Genomic DNA, 18,979 nt, shown 5'->3' with positions numbered 1-18,979 from the left:
CACAGGGCGATGCCCTGCCCGACAGAAAAAGGCCGCCACGGTTTTTCGCGACGGCCCAATGAGTGGTGATTTAGTTAGTCAGCCAGCCGATGACGGTGTCCTCATTCGCAGCCACCCATTCCTTGGCGAACTCAGCGGCTTCGACGTTATCGACCGCCAGCGCCTTACCCATCGCGCTCAGATCGTCTCCTGTCATCTGGTAGTTGCTGAACAGGGCAGCCACTTCGGGATAGGTTTCTTCCAGTTCCTTGGCGTAGTGCAAGTGAAGCGTTGCCCCGTTCCAGGCCGAGGACGCCTCGGACTTGGACAGCCAATCCGGATCATCCGTGGGCTGAACGATTGTCCAAGTGGCCGGATCGTGGGGCGGTTCTTCCAGAACCGTCAGGTCCTGTGTCACGAAGATATAGTGGGGGCTGTAACAAAACCCGATCCACGGGTCGCCCGCCTTTGTCGCGTTCGCCAAATTGGCATAGGCAATGGTTTCCTCGTATTCCGTCAGATCGAAGATCTGGTCATAGCCATAGGACTTGGCCCGGATCTTCTCGACAACGGTCGAAGCCCAACCCGGCGCACCGATCCATACCTCAGGTGTTCCGTTACCATCAGTATCAAAGATCGCAACCTTGTCGGGGTCGCTCAGATCATCGATCGATTTGATGTCATATTGTTCCGCGATGTAGGTCGGCACGCACATACCCTGCTCGGCCTGAACCGGGTTTTGGTTCATGACAACGGTGCCGTTTTCCTTGACATAGGTATCATGCAGGTTCTGCTGGTTGGGCATCCACACTTCCGGGTGGACTTGCATTGAACCGCTGTCCATTGCTTCAAATACAATCGGGTTGGTGCCGTTTTGCAATTCCACATCCAGGCCGAGGTTTTCTTCGATCACGACTTCAAGAATATGTGCCGTCGCGTTCACCGAGGCCCAGTTGGGCACACCGATTACAATATCCGCGGCCATGACCGGCCCGGCAATCGCAAAGGACGCGCCTCCTAGTAGCGTTGCTGTTTTTTTCATCTGATATCTCCGTGTTGAATAGTTTCCGCGCTTGTTTTTCTCGCCCATACGGGCGGTAATGCGCTCTGGTTCAGGTCTGGAAAGGCCGTGCCTTTCGGGTTTTTGGGGCCAGCAAAATCACAGGCTTACATGGCTCCAAAAGTGAAGCATGTGGATGCGTTGCCCTTCAAGAGATACGTTTTTTTACCTTTTGAATGCGGAATTATCGCAAGTTAGTTTCGACTTAATGCGATTCAGTGAGGTGCGTCCGACATCTCCGAAACCGGAAGTGCCCACAGGTATAATGAGCGCTAAAATCGCTCGGGCAGACAGCGCAACCAGTCTCAACACGGTCGGGCAGCTTGCCCTTTTGGTACGCAAAGCCCCCTTTCGGCAAACACTGATTGCGTCTGGCTCTTTGAGTTGCGCGCGCTCTTTCCGTAAAGGCGGCGTGGAACCTCCTCTCATTTTTTGCCCACCCACCCACTTCAACGAAGTCCTTCTGACCAGACTCAGTTCAACTCTCTGTGAAAAGTGGTGCCTAACCAAACTTTGAAGCTGGCTTTCATCTACCTACTAGTAGATAGTTTTCATGTCGTAACCATCAAAGAGAACTGACCCAATGGAAATCAATTCGGACTTCTCTGACCGCGTCGTCGTTCACTCAGACCAGCTTGCGTGGCAGGCCTCTCCCATGAAGGGGGTGGATCGCAGGATGCTGGATCGGATCGGAGGCGAGGTCGCCCGGGCCACCACTATCGTGCGTTATGCGCCAGGCAGTCATTTCTCTGCACACACCCATACTGGCGGTGAGGAATTCATTGTCCTTGACGGTGTATTTCAGGATGAACATGGCGATTATCCTGCGGGGACTTATGTCCGCAATCCGCCCACCACGCAACACACTCCGGGTTCGGAACCGGGCTGCACGATCTTCGTCAAGCTCTGGCAGTTCGACATGGACGATCGCAACCAGTTTCGCAAAAGCATGGTGGATGAGCTGGGCGCGCCCAGAGACGGTGTCGCCACCGCAGTTTTGCATATGGATGAGCGCGAGGTCGTGACCTACAGCCATCTTGACGCGGGTGCGACCCTGAGATCGGACGCATCTGGCGGGATCGAGCTGCTGATCATCGACGGGTCAATCACCGAAGGCGGGGATGAACTGGTCAAAAACGATTGGCTGCGCCTGCCTGACGGTAAAAGCCTGACGGCAGTTGCGGGGCCGGACGGGGCCAGGATCTGGATGAAGACAGGCCACCTGCCTTTTGCGCGACCGCCGGCGGCGTAACCGATGGGTAAACTAACATCCCTGGCGCAACAACCCCGGTCGAGCCGGATCCAAAAGCTGGACCTGCGCCCTTCAAGTGAGGGGTTCTGAACCATGCGCACGGATACGCTCATCATCGGCGGGGGCCTTTCAGGGCTCAGCCTTGCGACACAGCTTGTGGATCAAGGTCAGGAGGTGCTGGTCGTTGAGGCGCGCAACCGTCTGGGCGGGCGCATTCTGACTGAGGCTCGGGGCGACGGCCGTTTCGACATGGGTCCGGCCTGGTTCTGGCCCGGCCAGCCACGGATTGCCGCGCTGATCGAACGACTGGGCCTGCACAGGTTTGACCAATTCAGTTCCGGCACGCTGAGTTTCGAAGATGAACAGGGCCGTGTTAAGCGCGGCCGCGGCTTTTCATCTATGGAAGGGTCCTATCGTCTGATGGGGGGGCTCGCTGCCTTGACAGACGCGCTTTCGGCACGGTTACCGGATGGGGTAATCCAACTGTCCACGCAGATCACCGCATTAGTGCAATCTGAAGGTGAGGTTCGGGTCACCACTCAATCGGGTCGGCATATTTCGGCGAGGCATGTTGTGCTTGCCATACCCCCACGTATCGCGGCTGAGTTGATCTTTGAGCCCGCCTTGCCCGATGGCACGTTATCTGCCATGCGGGAAATCGCGACTTGGATGGCAGGTCAGGCCAAGGCGCTTGCGGTCTATGACACTCCGTTCTGGCGTGACGACGGACTGTCTGGCGATGCCATGAGCCGACGCGGTCCCATGGTGGAAATCCACGACGCGTCACCTGCCAGCGGTGGTCCCTTTGCGCTGTTCGGTTTCATCGGCATTCCCCCACAAACTCGCCGGGATGAAGGGGTGTTGCGGCAGCAGGTTCTGGCGCAGTTGGGGCGATTGTTCGGGCACAAGGCGACCAGACCCAGCACGCTTTTCCTGAAAGATTGGGCGTTCGACTGCTTCACAGCGACCGATCTGGACCTTCAGCCGTTATATACCCATCCGCAATACGGCTTGTCGAAGGCCATGACGCGAATCTGGGAAGACAGGATCATTTTCAGTGGCACTGAAACAGCCGCACAATTTGGGGGATACCTTGAAGGTGCATTGGAAGCAGCAGAGACGACCGCGGCATTGTTGAGCGCAAAAAGGATGAACGCGGTATGGAAATAGACACAAAGACCGCTCTGCTGAATTCTGCCGAGTTTGCCGTGCGCAGCAGAGGCTTCGACGGGTTCAGCTATGCCGACCTCGCCGAAGAGGTGGGCATCCGCAAGGCATCGATTCACTATCACTTCCCAACCAAAGCCGCGCTGTCAGCAGCTTTGATGGACCGTTACCATACCGAGCTTACCGGGCGCTGCGCCGAAATTGAGGAAACTCATGACACGGCCGGCAAGCGAATGCGTGCGCTGATCGCGCTGTATCGCGCGGCTATGAACGACGGACAAACTCTGTGCTTGTGTGTCTCGCTGATCATCAGCCGGGAAAGCTTGTCTAAAGAAGCCACCGACAAGATTCGCGCGTTCCGGCGTATGATGACCCGGTGGATCGAGGAAGTGTTTGCACTTGGTAAAGCAGATCTTTCGATCGTGGGCGTTGGGGATCCGAAAGCAGAAGCACGCGCCACATTGGCCTTGCTGGAGGGTGCTCATCTGACTGCACGGGCCGAGAGTAGTGTACAAACCTTTGATGAAGCGGCGGAAATATTGAAGGCGCGGTGCTTGTGACACGGACCTTATCTTGCTCGTGCGGTTCGCCGGCACCAGTTGTTGAGGTGCCGCCCGCTCGCCCGCCTCACTTCGGGTTTTTCATACGGAACCGGCAACTCAACCCTAATAGCCGAATGCCTCACTCCAGCTTTACCCAAGCCGAATTTCTTGAAGAGCTTTGCACACATGCGGTCACGAATTTGACGCCTTCAAGCCCATCGTGAACCGTCGGATAAACGACGGATGCGTCAGGCGAACTCTGGTTTCTGAACGCCAGAATGGCTTCCGCTGCTTCACCATAGATATTCGCGAACCCTTCCAGGTAGCCCTCGGGGTGTCCCGGCGGCACCCTGCTTAGCCGATTGGCCGCGTCCCCTGCCCCGGCCCCATTTCGGGTGATCAGGCGCTTGGGCTCTCCGTAAGGAGTAAACCAAAGATAGTTCGGGTCTTCCTGAGCCCACTCGATGCCTCCCTTTTCACCGTACACACGCAATCGCAGCGCGTTTTCATTGCCGGGCGCAACCTGCGATGACCACAGCATGCCACGGGCTCCACCTTCGAACCTCAGCATTACATGCGCGTTGTCATCGACCTGACGACCCGGCACAAAAGCCTGCAAATCCGCCGCGAGGCTTTCTGCCTTAAGCCCGGTTACAAAGCAGGCAATGTTATACGCATGAGTTCCAATATCACCGGTTGATCCTCCGGCACCTGAGCGTTCCGGATCAGTCCTCCACTCAGCTTGCTTGAAATCCTGTGGCTCAGTCAGCCAGTCTTGCGGATATTCGACCTGAACCACGCGGATCTTGCCGATATCCCCGTTGGCAACCATCTCACGAGCTTGCCGAACCATGGGATAGCCCGTGTAGTTATGGGTAAGGATGAACAGCGCGTTTGAATTTTCGGCTGCTTTGACCAGCTTCTTTGCATCGCTCAGGGTTGATGTAAGCGGCTTATCGCAAATCACGTGGATACCGCGTTTCAGGAACTCACGTGCGGCGGCATAGTGAACGTGATTAGGCGTCACGATTGAAACCGCTTCGATCCCGGATTTCAAACGCGCTTCCCGCATCGCCATCTGCTTGAAGTCATCATAAACCCGTTCAAGGCCCAGCGCCTCGCCGCTTTCCCGGGATTTTTCCGGCGTCGAGGACAACGCGCCTGCAACCAGATCGAACTTGTCATCCAGCCGCGCGGCTATGCGGTGGACACCGCCGATGAAAGCATCGTTTCCGCCGCCGACCATACCAAGGCGAATGCGCCCCGCTCTTTCCTCACTGCGTCCTGTTACCATCAGCCTATCCCCAGCATTTTTCGATTGGCCGCTTCGTCGGTGCCGCCGTCGGCAAAGTCGTCAAAGGCCTTCTCGGTCACGCGAATAATGTGATCGGAAACGAACTGAGCACCTTCACGCGCGCCATCCTCGGGGTGTTTCAGGCAGCATTCCCATTCGACCACGGCCCAGCCGTCAAAATCATTTGCCGCCATTTTCGAAAAGACAGCGCTGAAATCCACCTGCCCGTCGCCAAGTGACCTGAACCGCCCGGCTCGGTCGACCCAGCCTTGATAGCCGGAATAGACGCCCTGCCTGCCGGTCGGATTGAACTCGGCATCCTTTACGTGGAACATCCGAATGCGGTCTTTGTAGATGTCGATATTGTCCAGATAATCGAGGCATTGCAGAACGTAATGTGACGGGTCGTACAGCATGCAAGCCCGCGCATGATTGCCTGTGCGTTCAAGGAACATTTCGTATGTCACCCCGTCATGAAGATCCTCGCCGGGGTGGATTTCATAGCAGACATCAACGCCACAGTCTTCTGCGTGGTCCAAGATCGGCACCCACCGGCGGGCAAGCTCATCAAATGCCGTTTCGATCAGCCCGGCGGGACGTTGGGGCCACGGATACACGTAAGGCCAGGCCAGCGCGCCAGAGAATGTTGCATGAGCAGAGATACCCAAATTTCGTGAAGCTGAAAGCGCCTTCTTGACCTGATCAACCGCCCATTCCTGTCGGGCTTTGGGATCTCCTCTGACGCTTTCGGCTGCGAAACCATCAAAGGCTGTATCATAGGCCGGGTGAACGGCGACAAGCTGGCCTTGCAGATGCGTTGACAATTCAGTGACTTCAACGCCGTTCTCTTGGGCCTTGCCTTTGAATTCATCGCAATAGCCTGTGCTTGTCGCGGCCGTTTCAAGGTCGAACAACCGCCCGTCCCAACTGGGCACCTGCACACCCTTGTATCCGCAATCCGCCGCCCATTTGGTAATGGCGTCCCATGAATTGAACGGCGCTTCGTCTCCGGCAAATTGTGCAAGAAACAAAGCTGGCCCTTTGATCGTCTTCATTTAGCTTCCTCCCCAAAAAACTGTGCCTCTATGGCGGCAAATTTTCCTTCAGATAGATGTCGATACGGATTCGTTCCTGAGATTTGTTGAAAGGAACTTTGTCCGAGGTCGCACGCAAAAGGCGAACAGCGGACCGGACAAGGTGCCCGGAGTCTTGCGAGATCAGCGCGTCAAATGTGCCACGGTTCAGCGCGTCTCGACTGAGTGGCGTGAGTTCGTGCGCGATAATGACCAGATCCTTGCTGATCCTGCTCTCTGACAGAAATTGAACCAGGCCCGCGTTGCCCGCAGCGGAAGAGTATATGCCGACCAGATCCGGGTAGGTTTCAAAAATCCCCGGCATCATCTTGTAGATCAGCTCTGGGTCATCCCGGCCTTCGACGGACGCCACGACTTCGATATGAGGAAACTCGTCCGCGACAACAAGATCGAATCCCTGACGCCGCTCCAGATGATCACGTGCCAAACGTGAGCCTGTCAGGACCAGAACCTTACCCGGACGATGCACAAAGCGCCCCATCAGCTGAGCTGCCGTTCGCCCTGCTGAAACGTTATCGATTCCGACAAAATGATCTCTGTCTGAACTTGGCAAGTCCGACACCAACGCAACCACCGGAACGCCTTTGTCCCTGACCCTCTTCACAGCGTCGCGGACCGAAGGCGTTTCCGGCCCGAAAACGGCCACACCGTCGACGTCCAGGCTGTCGACGCCATCCAGAATATTGACGATGTCCTGAGGCTCGAACGGAGCGACCTTTTTTATCGTGACCCGTGTTCGCTCGATGAACTGATCGCGCGATTGTTCAGCGATCTGATCGCATATCGCCTCGACAAATTCATTACCGGCATCCGGCAGAATAAAAAGGAAATTGTAGACACGGTTTCGCGCGAGGTTGGCAGCAGCGGTATCGCGCACATAGCCCAGCTCATCGATTGCCTTTTGAACCTTCTGAACGGTCACGGCCCGCACGCCGGGGCGCCTGTTCAAGACCCGGTCAACAGTCGCCAAGCTGACACCTGCGACGCGCGCGATGTCATTAACGGTTGGTTTTTTCACCAATTCTAATTTTTGTTTTTGGTCTTCCACGTTTCTTTTAGCCCTCAATCTCCCGTGCCAAGCCCTCGAACAACAACGCAACAGCTTCTGCACCCGGGTCGTTATGTCCGATCAGGTTTTCTTCGGGAACATAGGCTGCGCGGCCTGCCTTGGCACGGTGAATATTTGCGGTTTTATCAGCACCTTCGCGTGCGGCCTTTGCGGCTTGAACCAGCCCGGAAGGCAGCGCCGCAAGCGCAGGTGCCAGAGCATCAATCATTGTCCGGTCACCAACTTTGGCACCACCCACCTGGCTGACCCTGTTCAGACCTTCAACCAAAGACTTTGCTATTGACGCGCCACTGGCACAGGCGTCGCCTGCCGCATTGAAGAAGATTGCAAGGATCACACCGGACGAGCCCCCCATGGTCTGGCTCAGTTCATTGCCCAGCGCGGGAAACAACTGCGTCAGGTCCGCAAGCGGCATCCGATCCAGGCTGCCTTGCAGAGATCTGGCCGCTGTCGCCAATGTACTGCCCGTATCTCCATCACCGGACTTGGCGTCCAACTCGTTCAGGTCTTTCTCGGCGCGGATCAGCAGTTCTGCCAAACGCGTGATCGTTTCCTTGGTCGCCGGATTGTTCGAAGGAATCGGATCAATCGGGGTCAATCCATCAGGCAAAGGCGCGACTTGGACGGGCTTTATTGCTTTGACCCCAGGCCAAGCCACCAGTTCGACCGGCTCTTCCAGCGCTGACAAATCACCCGGATCAACCGGTAGGATCGACACAGAAAATCCGTGCATATCCAGCGAAGTCATCATCGGTGCCGGACCGACAATATTTCCCGCGATACCGGTTTCGGACAAGGCGTGCGTCAGAACAGACATCTCAAGAGGCGTCGTAGACCCCAAGTTGTTCACCAGCGCCACGCGGTCACCCGCCCCCACTCGCTGTTGCAGTTTTTCCACGACGGTGGACATTGCGGTCATGGCATTTGCGAACTCCACCTGCTCAACACCCGGCTCGCCATGAATACCCAACCCAAGCTCTGCTTTGCCGGGCGCAATCCTGTCTTCTTTCGGAGAGCCTGGAACGGTACATGTGTCCAGACTCATGCCGATACTGACCACTTTCTCGACAACGCTTTTTGCGGCCCTGGTTACAGTATCCAGATCAGCCCCGCGTTCTGCCAATGCGCCAGCAATTTTGTGCACGAAAAGGGTTCCCGCCACGCCGCGCGGTTGCGGCAGATCAGGCAGGGCGATGTCATCATCGACCACCACCATTTCCACTTTGCGTCCCAATGCGCGGGCGCGCTCGGCCGCCAGTCCAAAATTCAGCCGGTCGCCAGTATAATTCTTGACGATCAGCAGACACCCCGCCTCACCGGTCACTGCCAGAATGCCCGCCAGAACAGCTTCGACCGAGGGGGACGCGAAAACCTCTCCGCATACGGCCGCGGTCAACATACCTGCGCCCACAAACCCTGCATGGGCAGGTTCGTGGCCAGACCCTCCGCCCGAAACAAGGGCTACTTTCGATTTGTCCCAATCCGATCTGTAGACAACCTTGATATGCGGGTAGCCATCCAACCTGGTCAGTGCCCCGCCGGATGATGCAAGAAGACCATCTATAGCCTCGGTTACGAGGGTTTCTTTTTTGTTGAGGAACTGGGCCATGCTTTTGCTCCTTAATTCACACGCGTTCCGGACGCGTCAAAATACAACGGGTTTTGAGGACGGATTTTGATAGTCTTACCTGCAGGGTAATCCTGATGGACATCGATCAACGTCACGACCGGATGGCCATTCAAGTCCAGATGCAACCGGGTCTGGTCGCCCAAGTGTTCCGCACGTATCACACGCGCCTCACTGCCTTCGCCTTTTACGATGTTTTCCGGGCGAAGACCGATCTGCGGGCCTTTGTGATCCCCACCGAACAACTCTGACGGCAGGATATTTATCCGTGGCAAACCCAAACGACTGGCAACATAAACACTGCACGGGTTTTCGTAGATGTCCCTGGGCGTGCCGTACTGAACCAATTTGCCCTCTTCCAGCACTCCTATATGTGTGGCCATCGTCATGGCCTCAATCTGATCATGGGTCACATACAAAAGCGTGGACCCAAGGTCCGCCTGAATTCTTTTGAGTTCGACGCGTAAATCCGCCCGCAACTTTGCATCCAGGGAACTGAGGGGCTCGTCCATCAGGAAAATCTGGGGATCGCGCACCAATGCTCGTCCAATCGAAACACGCTGCATCTCTCCGCCGGACAATTCAGTGGCTTTGTTGTCCAGCTTGTGCGGGATTTGCAGTATTTCCGCGACTTCGTTCACTTTCTGCGTGATCTCATCCTCAGGCGTCTTGAGGATCGGCGACCGAAGTGGGAACGACAGATTCTCGCGCACCGTCATATGCGGGTACAGCGAATATTGCTGGAAAACCATCGCCACATCGCGTTGGGCAGGCGTTTCCAGTCCAACGTCTCGCCCGGCAATGCGTACTGATCCCGTATCCATCTTCTCAAGGCCGGAAATCAGCCGAAGCGTCGTTGTTTTCCCCGCACCTGTCGGACCCAGGAGCACGACGAAAGCGCCATCGGGGATGGTCATCGAGATATCGTCGACAGCCTGAACAGTTCCGAATGCCTTCGAGATGTTCTCCAAAACGACTTCAGCCATCGGTCAGCACCTCATCGTTCAAGGCAGATCTCAGCGCCCGGCCCGTGGACCGCTCAAAAAGGGTCACAGTTGTCGAACGGAACTCTAATCCCACGGTTTCACCCGGCGCGACTGTTTCACCTGCGCCAATGCGGGCCTTCAATTCGCCGTTCGGGCTTTGCAATGTCACGATCTGGGTTGTTCCCAAGTATTCTGCCGCCAGAACCTTGGCCCGGTAATCGCTGTCGTCGGACAACAAAACATGTTCCGGGCGGACTCCAAAGACCAGCTCCCCTTCCGCACCCTCCATCAGTTTCGGGACCGCCTCGTCATGACCGTTCAGCCTGACCATTTCCGAACCGGGTGCCACTTTTCCCTGAAACGGCAGGAAGTTCATCGACGGGGATCCTATGAAATCCGCCACAAACATGGTCGCAGGTTTGTCGTAGATTTCTTGCGGCGTTCCGAATTGTTCAATCACCGCGTTGTTCATGACGACGATCTTGTCACCCATCTGCATGGCTTCAAGCTGATCGTGCGTAACGTAAACCGTTGTCGCTCCCATGCGATCGTGCAGCGCGCGCAATTCTTCAGCCATATGTTCACGAAACTCGGCGTCCAAAGCACCAAGAGGTTCGTCCATCATGAACGCCTTGGGCTCTCGTACGATCGCACGCCCAAGTGCCACGCGCTGCCTGTCGCCACCTGAAAGCCCACCCACCGGGTTATCGAGAATGTCAGTTATCCCCAGAATTCCGGCGACTTCTTCGACTTTGGCAGTAACAGCGGCACGTGACATGCCTTGTGATATCAGTGGATAGCTGATGTTCTTGCGAACGTTCATGTGCGGATACAGCGCGAACATCTGGAAAACGAATGCAATGTCACGCTGTGAGGGCGGCTTTTGGCTGATTTCCTCGCCATCGAGGTAGATTTCGCCGGATGTAGGAAGTTCTAGGCCCGCAATCATCCTGAGCGTTGTCGTCTTTCCACACCCCGACGGTCCAAGCAGCATGAAGAACTCACCGTCCTCAATCGTGAAAGAGCTTTCACGGACAGCCGTGAACTCGCCAAACATCTTCTTTACGTTTTTGACAATAATCTGGGCCATTTCTACTCCGGAAAATGGCTGACGATGATGAACATGACGGTTCCGATCAGCGTGACGATGAAGGAATAGGTGAACGCCCACAGGACAAAGGGCTGCATGAGCATGAAGACACCAACTGCAATCAGGATGGTCGCGACCATCTCCCACGGACCTCGGCGAAGTCGCATCAGTCCTGTCAGAAACTCGCTCATTTGCGTACAGCTCCGAATGTAATCCCGCGCAGCAGGTGTTTGCGCATCAGGATGGTGAAAATCATGACGGGTATCAGGAAGATCGTGGCACCAGCCGCGACCGCGGGCCAATCTAGGCCGCCAATACCGATGATGGTCGGGATGAAGGGGGGCGCTGTCTGCGCATTGGCCGATGTAAGCAAAACGGCGAACGCATATTCATTCCATGCGAAAATCAGGCAGAAGATCGCTGTCGACGCGATACCCGTCGCGGCCTGCGGCAGCACCACTTTGTAGAACGCTTGAAAGCGTGTGTAGCCGTCGATCAGCGCTGCTTCTTCGTACTCCCTGGGGATTTCATCTATGAATCCCTTCAGCAACCACACCGCCAGTGAGATGTTCACACCTGTATAAAGCAGGATCATCCCCAGATGCGTGTCACTAAGTCCAAGATTCCGGAACATCAGGAAGATCGGAATAGCCACAGCAACTGGCGGCATCATCCGCGTACTGAGAATGAAGAACAGAAGATCATCCTTGAGCGGCACCTTGAACCGACTGAACGCATAGGCGGCCAAGGTGCCAAGAAAGATGCTCAGAAACGTGGACCCAAACCCGATTATCACCGAGTTCATGAAGCGTTCACCAAATTTGGAAGGCCCGACGATCACCATGTCATACTGGCGCACGATATCGTCCGCCCAGTTCTGCGGCGGGTTTGCCTCCAGAAAGTCCTGAGTTTGCCGCGTCCGCGTTGTGAACAGGTTGACGTATCCTTCCAGCGTCGGGTCGAATACAACCTTGGGCGGGTAGCTGATGGCATCTGCGGGCGACTTGAAACCGGTCAGCAAAATCCACACCAGCGGGATCATGGTAATCAGTGCATAAGTGATGACGAGAAAACCGGCGATCCACTTGGACCGGTTGGAAGGTTCAGTGACGGAAAAACTGCTCATCTCTGTTTCACCTTGTTCAGGGCCTTGACGTAGATCGACGCAAGGCCAAACACGGTGACGAAAAGGATGATCGCATAGGCCGAGGCATAACCTGTTCGCCACTTCTCAAACGCTTCCCGTTTGAGATTGATCGAAGTGAGTTCCGTAACAGACCCCGGCCCACCGCCGGTCAGTTGAACCACCAGGTCAAACATTTTGAAGTTCTCGATTCCCCGAAACAGCACCGCCAGCATCAGGAACGGCAGCACCATCGGGATCGTAATCGTAAAGAACTGCCGCAGCTTGCTGGCCCGGTCGATCTCGGCAGCCTCGTAAATATAGTCGGGAATGCTGCGCAGCCCGGCCAGGCAAATCAGCATCACAAACGGCGTCCACATCCATGTGTCGACGATCACGATGGCCCAGGGTGCCAACGTCACCGAACCCAGCATCTCAAAGCTCGACGGTTCCTTGCCGGTGAACCAGGACACGATGTAGTTGAACAGGCCGATTTGCGGCTGATACAGGAATTTCCAAAAGTTGCCGACGACAGCCGGGGACAGCATCATCGGCAACACGATGATCGTGGTCCACAGGTCGTTTCCCTTGAACTTCTTGTTGATCAACCATGCCAAGGTGAACCCGATCAGAACCTGGAAAAAGATCGTCCAGAACAGAAAATGCGCAGTTGCCTGCATATTCAGCCAGGTATCGGAATCCGTCAGGATACGCTCGTAGTTCCTAAACCCGACATCCTTGACCTCGCGCCCGATCCGGTTCGCCTTGTAGTTCGTAAAGCTAAGCTGGATCGTCCAGATCAACGGAAAGATGTTGATTGCAAGCAGCAGGAAGATCGTTGGTGAAATGAATATCCAGGCGATCGCTCGATCGGATAGCCCCCTGATTTTGCGCGCAACTCGCGTGGGCGTTGCCTGCGCAACGCGATCTATGGTCCTGTCAGACATTTCTTTGCCAGTTCTTGTCGGTTTCGGACGCACGGGTCATGGTGGAACGGGCCGAAACCCGCTCCTGCCCTGTTTCCGGATTAAAGCTTGCCTTCGTCTTCGAAGACTTCGGTCCAATCCTCGATCAAAAGATCAAGCGCTTCCTGCGCGGTGCCCTGGTCGGCGACCACGTAGTCATGGATGCGTTTCTGCATTGCCAACAGCAGTTCCGCATAGGCAGGCTCCTGCCAGAAGTCCTGCACGCCTGCCATGGCTTCCAGGAAGTCACCGGCGAAGGGCTGGCTGTCCACGAAACCGGGGTCTTCCAACACTGAATTATGCGCTGAATAGCCGCCCAGCTCCCACCACTTGGCCTGAACTTCAGGTTGCGCGAACCACTTGATGTATTCAAGCGCGGCATCCTGTTTGTCAGAGTAACTGACAACAGAGATCCCCTGCCCGCCCAGCGTCGAACCTGCCTGATTTTGCGGCGGGTTCACAAAGAAGTCGATCTTGTCGCCACCGGTGTTCGGATCGGCATAAAGACCCGGGAAGAACGCAAACCAGTTCATGGCCATGGCGACCTGACCTGACTTAAAGGCGTCCAGGCTTTCACCCATGTAAGAGTTGGTATAACCCGGAGGTGTCGCCGTCTTGTAGAACTCTTTGTAGAATTCCAGAGCTTCGACAGCTTCAGAAGAGTTTACCGCACCTTCCATGTCATAGGAGCCTGGCGTGTTTTCATACTTGAATCCCCACGGGTAAAGAGCACTCGTCACGCCCATCGTTATCCCTTCCGAGCCGCGCTCGGTAAAGATCGCAGCGCCGTACACGGTTTTTCCGTCGATCTCGCGCCCCTGGAAAAACTGCGCAATCTGCAACAGCTCGTTCTGGGATTCCGGTTCGCGCAAATCTTGACCGGTTGCCTCTTTGTAAGCGGCTTGGATATTGGGGTCTTCGAACCAGTCCTTGCGATAGAACCAACCGTTCGCATCACCCATGGCAGGCAGCGCATAGTAATTTGGCGTGCCCTTTGGCCACGTCGAATAAGCGTACACAGTTGCCGGCGCGAAATCATCCATACTGATACCTTCGGCATCGAAGAAGTCATTCAGCATTACATAGTGACCGTTCTCAGCTCCGCCGCCGATCCATTGGCTGTCGCCGATCAGCAGGTCGCAAAGCTTCCCGCCGGAGTTCAGCTCATTCAGCATCCGGTCCGCAAAGTTCGGCCAGGGTACGAACTCGAAATTCATTGCATGGCCAGACTCGGCCTCGAATTCCTTGGAAAGCTCAACCAGCGCGTTGGCCGGGTCCCACGCCGCCCAACACAGTGTCAGGTCTTCAGCATTTGCCTTGGTAGAAAGAGTAGTAGCGGCAAGGACTATTGCGCTGGCAGACGCCAGTTTTGAGTAAGTCATCCATTCCTCCCTTTTTAACGCCGTCAATCGAGGATGTGCGAATCGCGGCATACTTCAAAGGCTATTTGAGGTACGCACCTCAAGTCTAGATAATTTTGAGGTTCGTACCTCAAACCGCCCTAAATCACTTTAATTAATTCTATTATTTATCTGTTTTTAATCACTTTATAAATAATCATCTCCCTTTGCACACTTTCCGACAATCCACGGAAAAAACCGGTAATCTAAAAGCAATTCTTGGAAACTGACCTGCCGGAAGCTTTGGGTCGCCAGATCTCACAGGCCCCGCATTGCATAATTTCCGGCTTGCCGCTTCCGCCCGGGCACCTGAAAATCGAGGGCCCAAAAGATGCAAGACAAGCCACATTCGACTGTTCACGACGGACCGGAAACCAACGCATGAACGGACTCACCATTGTCAGAATAAGTCGTTACCCCATCAAGGGTCTGAGTCCGGAGCCACTGAACACAGTACTTCTGAGCGCTGGCGAGGGTATTCCTGGTGACCGCCTTTTCGGCTTTGCTCGCTACAATTCCGGCTTTGATCCAACTGCCCCCAAGCCACTTCCCAAAGACCGCTTTGTTGTGTTGCTGAAAGAAGCCGGACTAGCCGGCCTCAAGTCACGTTTCGACGCCGCAACTCGGCAGTTGGAAATTGATGTGGACGGCAGCACCCACTACTTCAACATGAGTGAACCCCAGGGAGAAACAGACGCCGCCAGACTCCTTTACGATACGCTGGGCCTACAGGATCCTGAACCGCCAAGATTCGTGTCTTCGCACCCACATCGTTTCACTGATGTTTCAGTCGTTTCACCGAAGATGATGAATGCGATATCGGTTCTCAATTTAAGCTCTGTTGATGCGTTAAGCAGAAAGCTGGGCACAGACATCCACCCGGCCAGATTTCGGGCGAATATTGAAATTGATGGATTACCTCCGTTTTCTGAGCTGGACGCTGTCGGTTCCACCTTTGTTTTCGGCAATGTCAGGCTGCGAATACTTTCGCGGACGAAGAGATGCGCCGCTACCGAAGTGAATCCTGAGACGGCCCAACGAGACTTGAAAATCCCGTTCATACTTCGAAAGCACCTGGGCCATATGGATATGGGTGTTTACGTTGAGGTGCTGGATGGCGGCACCCTTTCTGTGGGCCAAAATGGGAAACGCTTGCAGAAATGAGCGGCCCAATTGATCAGACACTCACAATGGACCAGGGCTTTAACAGTATTCACTGAGCGCGATCAGAATAATCTCTGCACGAGAATAGGCCGCGTAACCGGCTGGAATTACGTCATGAATCCGGATCAGGAAACGGAAGAAACGTGAGATGGGTATGAGTGACGGTGCTGTCAGACGAATTCGAACCAGTCTCTATTAGGCCAGTGACGCTGTCCTTTATCCAGCGCCAAGTTCGCGCCACTCGGCAAGAGCGGCGCTGCGTTTCAACTTGAAGGTTTCTCGGCTGGTCAGCGATCTTTCCTGGTTGAAGTGGTTGTTGAGCCACCTTCCTGTCTGTTGTATTTCGATCGCGCCCAGCTCTCTGAGCGCGGCTCTGTATGAGGCGAAGCGATCCGTGACGACGTTTTCCGATTTACCATGTCGTTTCATCAATTTCCTGAGGAATTTCAACGCGGTCTGATTGTTTCGGCGTTTGGTGACTACGGCTTCCAGCACCTCACCTTCGTGATCAACAGCCCGCCAAAGATAATGCCGCTTACCATTTACCTTCACGAAAACCTCGTCAACGTGCCACTGCCATTTGGAGAACGAGCGCAGCTGCTGAACACGCTTCCGCCTTATCTCAGCAGAAACATCGGGCCAAACCTGTTTCACCAATATCGTACAGTTTCGTGGCTCACGTCGATGCCTCGCTCGTGCAACAGATCTTCGACATTCCGAAGCGAGAGCGGGAAACGGATGTACAGCATCACCGCAAGGCGGATGACCTCGGGACTGGTTTTGAAGTATTTGAAAGAGGCGGGTTTGGTCATCCCTAAACGCTACGCAACCGCCCTGCCCCGCTCAAGCAAAGCTCTTCTGACAAGACCATCGCTATCTTTGGATCACCGAATTACGTGAACCGAACAACTGGCATGATGCACAACTCTGTTCGCAGTGGAACCTAGAAAAATATCCTCGAATCCCGGCTTGTGCGAAGCCAAGACTATGCAATCAACGTCGATCTGATTTGCGAAGTCGACAATAGCCCTACCCGCATGCCCGGAGATGAGCTGTACCTTCGCGCCTGGAATTTCAGAGGCAGTCTGATGCAGGTTTTCCAATATCTCATGCCGCGTATGTGCAAGCACTTCGCTTGGAATCTGAGACCATACATATGCCGGAATGGGCTCTTGGACGTGTACAACGGTGAAAACAGCGTCCGTATCAGCCAATTGGCGCGCCGTCTCAAACGACGCTTGTGTGTCGTGTTCTTGGTCCAGAGCAACCGGGATCAGGATATTCTTGTACATTTGACCTCCTATCTACTGCTCCGATGACTTCAATTTGGTTACTCGGCAGCAGGAAACCTACACAGGCTCAGACTTTGAAGATTTCCCCGCGCTCTTTGTAGCGGCTACAACATCATCAACTGTTTTCTTAACAGCTTCAGCTTCGGTTTCAGCGACATAAGATGCACAACGGGACACGGTTTCGAACCACTCCTGCGCGTCAGCAACCAACCGCTCAGCCGAATGGCGCTGCCATTCCGCCATGCTCTGAAGGGCTTTCAATGGATCGGACGGGTTCGCGGAAGACACATTGCGTGCAGCTTTTAGAGCCGTCCGGACTGCCTCATGACGCCCTTCGAACCAATGCTGCGCAAAGGCCTCTGTTTCTTCGAGCAGTTTTTCTTGTGCATCCCAAAATTGTTCGATCTGGGCACCGAAGGCCGGATTGCCGGACATGGGCGGCTGCATTTGCTTGAAAGCATCCAAAAGTGAGGTCGGGCTATTTGTGTTAGATTTCGTTGTCGGCATCGAAAGCTCTTCCTCATTTTCTGAATGAGTTATTGTGCCAAGTGCGGCGCGCTTTCGCCTTAATACAGATCAATATCCCTTTTTAGGTATCTTTGGCCTAAGCTGCGACGGGACACTCGCATTCTTTCCGTCATCGGTTCCTAGCAGGCAGGGTTGGGGTTAGAGTAGTTTAGACAAGAACTTAACGCTTGGTTTTCTATGCACATTGCCGGCTTTCTGATTACCCTTGGTGTCCTCTTCCTTGCCGGATTGGCGGCCGACCAACTTGGCCGGGCCACGCATCTTCCTCGTGTTACAACCTTACTCTTCCTCGGTCTGATCGCAGGGAACGCTGGAATGGGGTTAATCCCCATCGACTTTGCAATGTGGTTCGACGAGATATCCATTGTGGCCTTGACGATGGTCGCGTTCCTTCTTGGAGGATCTTTGACCCGCGAGAACCTGGTTCGGCATGGTCGAGCCATTCTGACGATTTCGATTTCAATCGTGGTTGCAACCCTTGTTATTGTGTCTGCTGGACTGGCCGCGATTGGCGTACCGTTCGGGTTGGCGTTGGTGCTGGCGGCAATTGCCACGGCTACAGCTCCGGCCGCTATGACAGACGTGATCAAACAATCCGGGGTGTCCAGCAGCTTCACTGAGACATTAAAAGGCGTAGTCGCAATAGATGACGCTTGGGGTCTGATCGTTTTCAGCATCGCCTTGGTTCTGGCCGGTCATTCGGACGGTTGGGCCACCGTCACGACCACAGCGATGTGGGACTTCGGAGGGGCGATACTGTTGGGTTTCGCTCTAGGCACGCCATCCGCTTACCTGACCGGCCGCTTAAACCCGGGAGAGCCAATGCAGGCAGAAGCAGTGGGCATAGTCTTTCTTACAGCGGGCCTCGCGCTTTGGCTGGAGGTTTCATTCTTGGTAGCAGGCATGGTTGCGGGCGCAGTTATCGGGAATCTTGCCCGCCATCACAACCGTGCTTTTCATGAGATCGAGCACATTCAGTGGCCATTCATGATCCTGTTCTTCCTGTTGGCTGGCGCCACATTGGATATCGAAGCCTTCGGCTTGATGGGCTGGGCTGGTGCTCTTTTCCTGATCTTGCGCGCCGTTGCCCGCCTTGTCGGGGGTTATTGCGGAGCGAGACTGGGCGGCCTGCCTCGCCGTCAGACCCACTGGTACGGTCCCGCTTTGTTGCCACAAGCTGGTGTCGCGGTAGGAATGGCACTCGTTGCCGGAGAGCAATTTCCGAATTGGGCCGCGTCCATCATGGCCTTTACTCTAGCCAGCACTGTGGCCTTCGAAGTGTTGGGGCCGCCACTGACTCTCATGTCAATCAGACGCACGGCTGATACGGATTAGTAAATCGGCCTG

The 18,979-nt window shown here is 55.1% G+C and carries 18 protein-coding genes and 1 pseudogene; 5 read left to right on the top strand and 14 right to left on the bottom strand.

Annotated elements, in window-relative coordinates; all coding sequences use genetic code 11:
* Positions 1 to 70: 70 nt before the first annotated feature.
* Positions 71 to 1,021, bottom strand: a complete 951-nt coding sequence (locus tag AC2FEB_RS04620) for an ABC transporter substrate-binding protein (protein ID WP_299636850.1) — start codon at positions 1,019 to 1,021, stop codon at positions 71 to 73.
* 601 nt (positions 1,022 to 1,622) lie between these two features.
* Here AC2FEB_RS04620 and AC2FEB_RS04615 point away from each other — a divergent pair.
* The 3 genes from AC2FEB_RS04615 (at position 1,623) to AC2FEB_RS04605 (ending at position 4,018) form a co-directional block, all read left to right on the top strand.
* On the top strand, positions 1,623 to 2,291 hold the full coding sequence (locus tag AC2FEB_RS04615) for a cupin domain-containing protein (RefSeq protein WP_117868506.1): 669 nt from the start codon (positions 1,623 to 1,625) through the stop codon (positions 2,289 to 2,291).
* Between the two features lie 93 nt (positions 2,292 to 2,384).
* Positions 2,385 to 3,461, top strand: a complete 1,077-nt coding sequence (locus AC2FEB_RS04610; protein ID WP_496671583.1) for a flavin monoamine oxidase family protein — start codon at positions 2,385 to 2,387, stop codon at positions 3,459 to 3,461.
* Positions 3,452 to 4,018: a TetR/AcrR family transcriptional regulator gene (locus AC2FEB_RS04605; protein WP_496671586.1), complete on the top strand. Its 567-nt coding sequence runs from the start codon at positions 3,452 to 3,454 to the stop codon at positions 4,016 to 4,018. The genes AC2FEB_RS04610 and AC2FEB_RS04605 overlap by 10 nt, the downstream gene beginning before the upstream one ends.
* A gap of 121 nt (positions 4,019 to 4,139) precedes the next feature.
* On the opposite strand, the gene AC2FEB_RS04600 is transcribed toward AC2FEB_RS04605, so the two are convergent.
* From AC2FEB_RS04600 to AC2FEB_RS04555, 10 genes are all read right to left on the bottom strand, one after another.
* Positions 4,140 to 5,294, bottom strand: a complete 1,155-nt coding sequence (locus AC2FEB_RS04600; protein ID WP_496671589.1) for a Gfo/Idh/MocA family protein — start codon at positions 5,292 to 5,294, stop codon at positions 4,140 to 4,142.
* Positions 5,294 to 6,349, bottom strand: coding sequence for a sugar phosphate isomerase/epimerase family protein (locus AC2FEB_RS04595; RefSeq protein ID WP_117868502.1), 1,056 nt, complete (start codon positions 6,347 to 6,349; stop codon positions 5,294 to 5,296). Before AC2FEB_RS04595 ends, AC2FEB_RS04600 begins: the two co-directional genes overlap by 1 nt.
* 28 nt (positions 6,350 to 6,377) lie before the next feature.
* A complete protein-coding gene (locus AC2FEB_RS04590; RefSeq protein WP_299636844.1) occupies positions 6,378 to 7,406 on the bottom strand; it encodes a LacI family DNA-binding transcriptional regulator in 1,029 nt (342 codons plus the stop codon).
* A 37-nt stretch (positions 7,407 to 7,443) separates the two neighbouring features.
* Complete coding sequence (locus AC2FEB_RS04585; protein ID WP_496671596.1) at positions 7,444 to 9,066, bottom strand: dihydroxyacetone kinase subunit DhaK; 1,623 nt, start codon at positions 9,064 to 9,066, stop codon at positions 7,444 to 7,446.
* 11 nt (positions 9,067 to 9,077) lie between these two features.
* Positions 9,078 to 10,070, bottom strand: a complete 993-nt coding sequence (locus tag AC2FEB_RS04580; RefSeq protein ID WP_496671599.1) for an ABC transporter ATP-binding protein — start codon at positions 10,068 to 10,070, stop codon at positions 9,078 to 9,080.
* The gene (locus AC2FEB_RS04575) at positions 10,063 to 11,160 is read right to left on the bottom strand and encodes an ABC transporter ATP-binding protein (protein WP_117868498.1); all 1,098 of its coding nucleotides are present in this window, start codon (positions 11,158 to 11,160) and stop codon (positions 10,063 to 10,065) included. Before AC2FEB_RS04575 ends, AC2FEB_RS04580 begins: the two co-directional genes overlap by 8 nt.
* Positions 11,161 to 11,162: 2 nt before the next feature.
* The gene (locus AC2FEB_RS04570; protein ID WP_299636841.1) at positions 11,163 to 11,351 is read right to left on the bottom strand and encodes a hypothetical protein; all 189 of its coding nucleotides are present in this window, start codon (positions 11,349 to 11,351) and stop codon (positions 11,163 to 11,165) included.
* Positions 11,348 to 12,286, bottom strand: coding sequence for a carbohydrate ABC transporter permease (locus tag AC2FEB_RS04565; RefSeq protein ID WP_496671603.1), 939 nt, complete (start codon positions 12,284 to 12,286; stop codon positions 11,348 to 11,350). Before AC2FEB_RS04565 ends, AC2FEB_RS04570 begins: the two co-directional genes overlap by 4 nt.
* A complete protein-coding gene (locus AC2FEB_RS04560; protein ID WP_117868495.1) occupies positions 12,283 to 13,230 on the bottom strand; it encodes a carbohydrate ABC transporter permease in 948 nt (315 codons plus the stop codon). Before AC2FEB_RS04560 ends, AC2FEB_RS04565 begins: the two co-directional genes overlap by 4 nt.
* An 80-nt stretch (positions 13,231 to 13,310) precedes the next feature.
* A complete protein-coding gene (locus tag AC2FEB_RS04555; RefSeq protein WP_117868494.1) occupies positions 13,311 to 14,630 on the bottom strand; it encodes an ABC transporter substrate-binding protein in 1,320 nt (439 codons plus the stop codon).
* A 399-nt stretch (positions 14,631 to 15,029) separates the two neighbouring features.
* Between AC2FEB_RS04555 and AC2FEB_RS04550 the strand changes: the two genes are divergently transcribed.
* Entirely contained in the window at positions 15,030 to 15,812 is a 783-nt protein-coding gene (locus AC2FEB_RS04550) for an MOSC domain-containing protein (protein ID WP_254683778.1), read from the top strand.
* A 216-nt stretch (positions 15,813 to 16,028) separates the two neighbouring features.
* Here the strand turns inward: AC2FEB_RS04550 and AC2FEB_RS04545 are convergent.
* The 3 genes and pseudogenes from AC2FEB_RS04545 to AC2FEB_RS04535 form a co-directional block, all read right to left on the bottom strand.
* Positions 16,029 to 16,624 (bottom strand): annotated as a pseudogene (locus tag AC2FEB_RS04545) (IS6 family transposase).
* A 72-nt stretch (positions 16,625 to 16,696) separates the two neighbouring features.
* Positions 16,697 to 17,104, bottom strand: a complete 408-nt coding sequence (locus tag AC2FEB_RS04540) for a universal stress protein (protein WP_117868493.1) — start codon at positions 17,102 to 17,104, stop codon at positions 16,697 to 16,699.
* Positions 17,105 to 17,161: 57 nt separating this feature from the next.
* Positions 17,162 to 17,611: a phasin family protein gene (locus tag AC2FEB_RS04535; RefSeq protein ID WP_496671608.1), complete on the bottom strand. Its 450-nt coding sequence runs from the start codon at positions 17,609 to 17,611 to the stop codon at positions 17,162 to 17,164.
* Positions 17,612 to 17,809: 198 nt separating this feature from the next.
* On the opposite strand from AC2FEB_RS04535, the gene AC2FEB_RS04530 reads away from it, so the two are divergent.
* A complete protein-coding gene (locus AC2FEB_RS04530) occupies positions 17,810 to 18,967 on the top strand; it encodes a cation:proton antiporter (RefSeq protein ID WP_117868491.1) in 1,158 nt (385 codons plus the stop codon).
* Positions 18,968 to 18,979: the final 12 nt, after the last annotated feature.

Source organism: Ruegeria sp. YTSC106 (genome assembly GCF_059609765.1).
The sequence above is the reverse complement of the archived record's forward strand: the minus strand, read 5'-3'. Positions and strand labels throughout refer to the sequence as shown.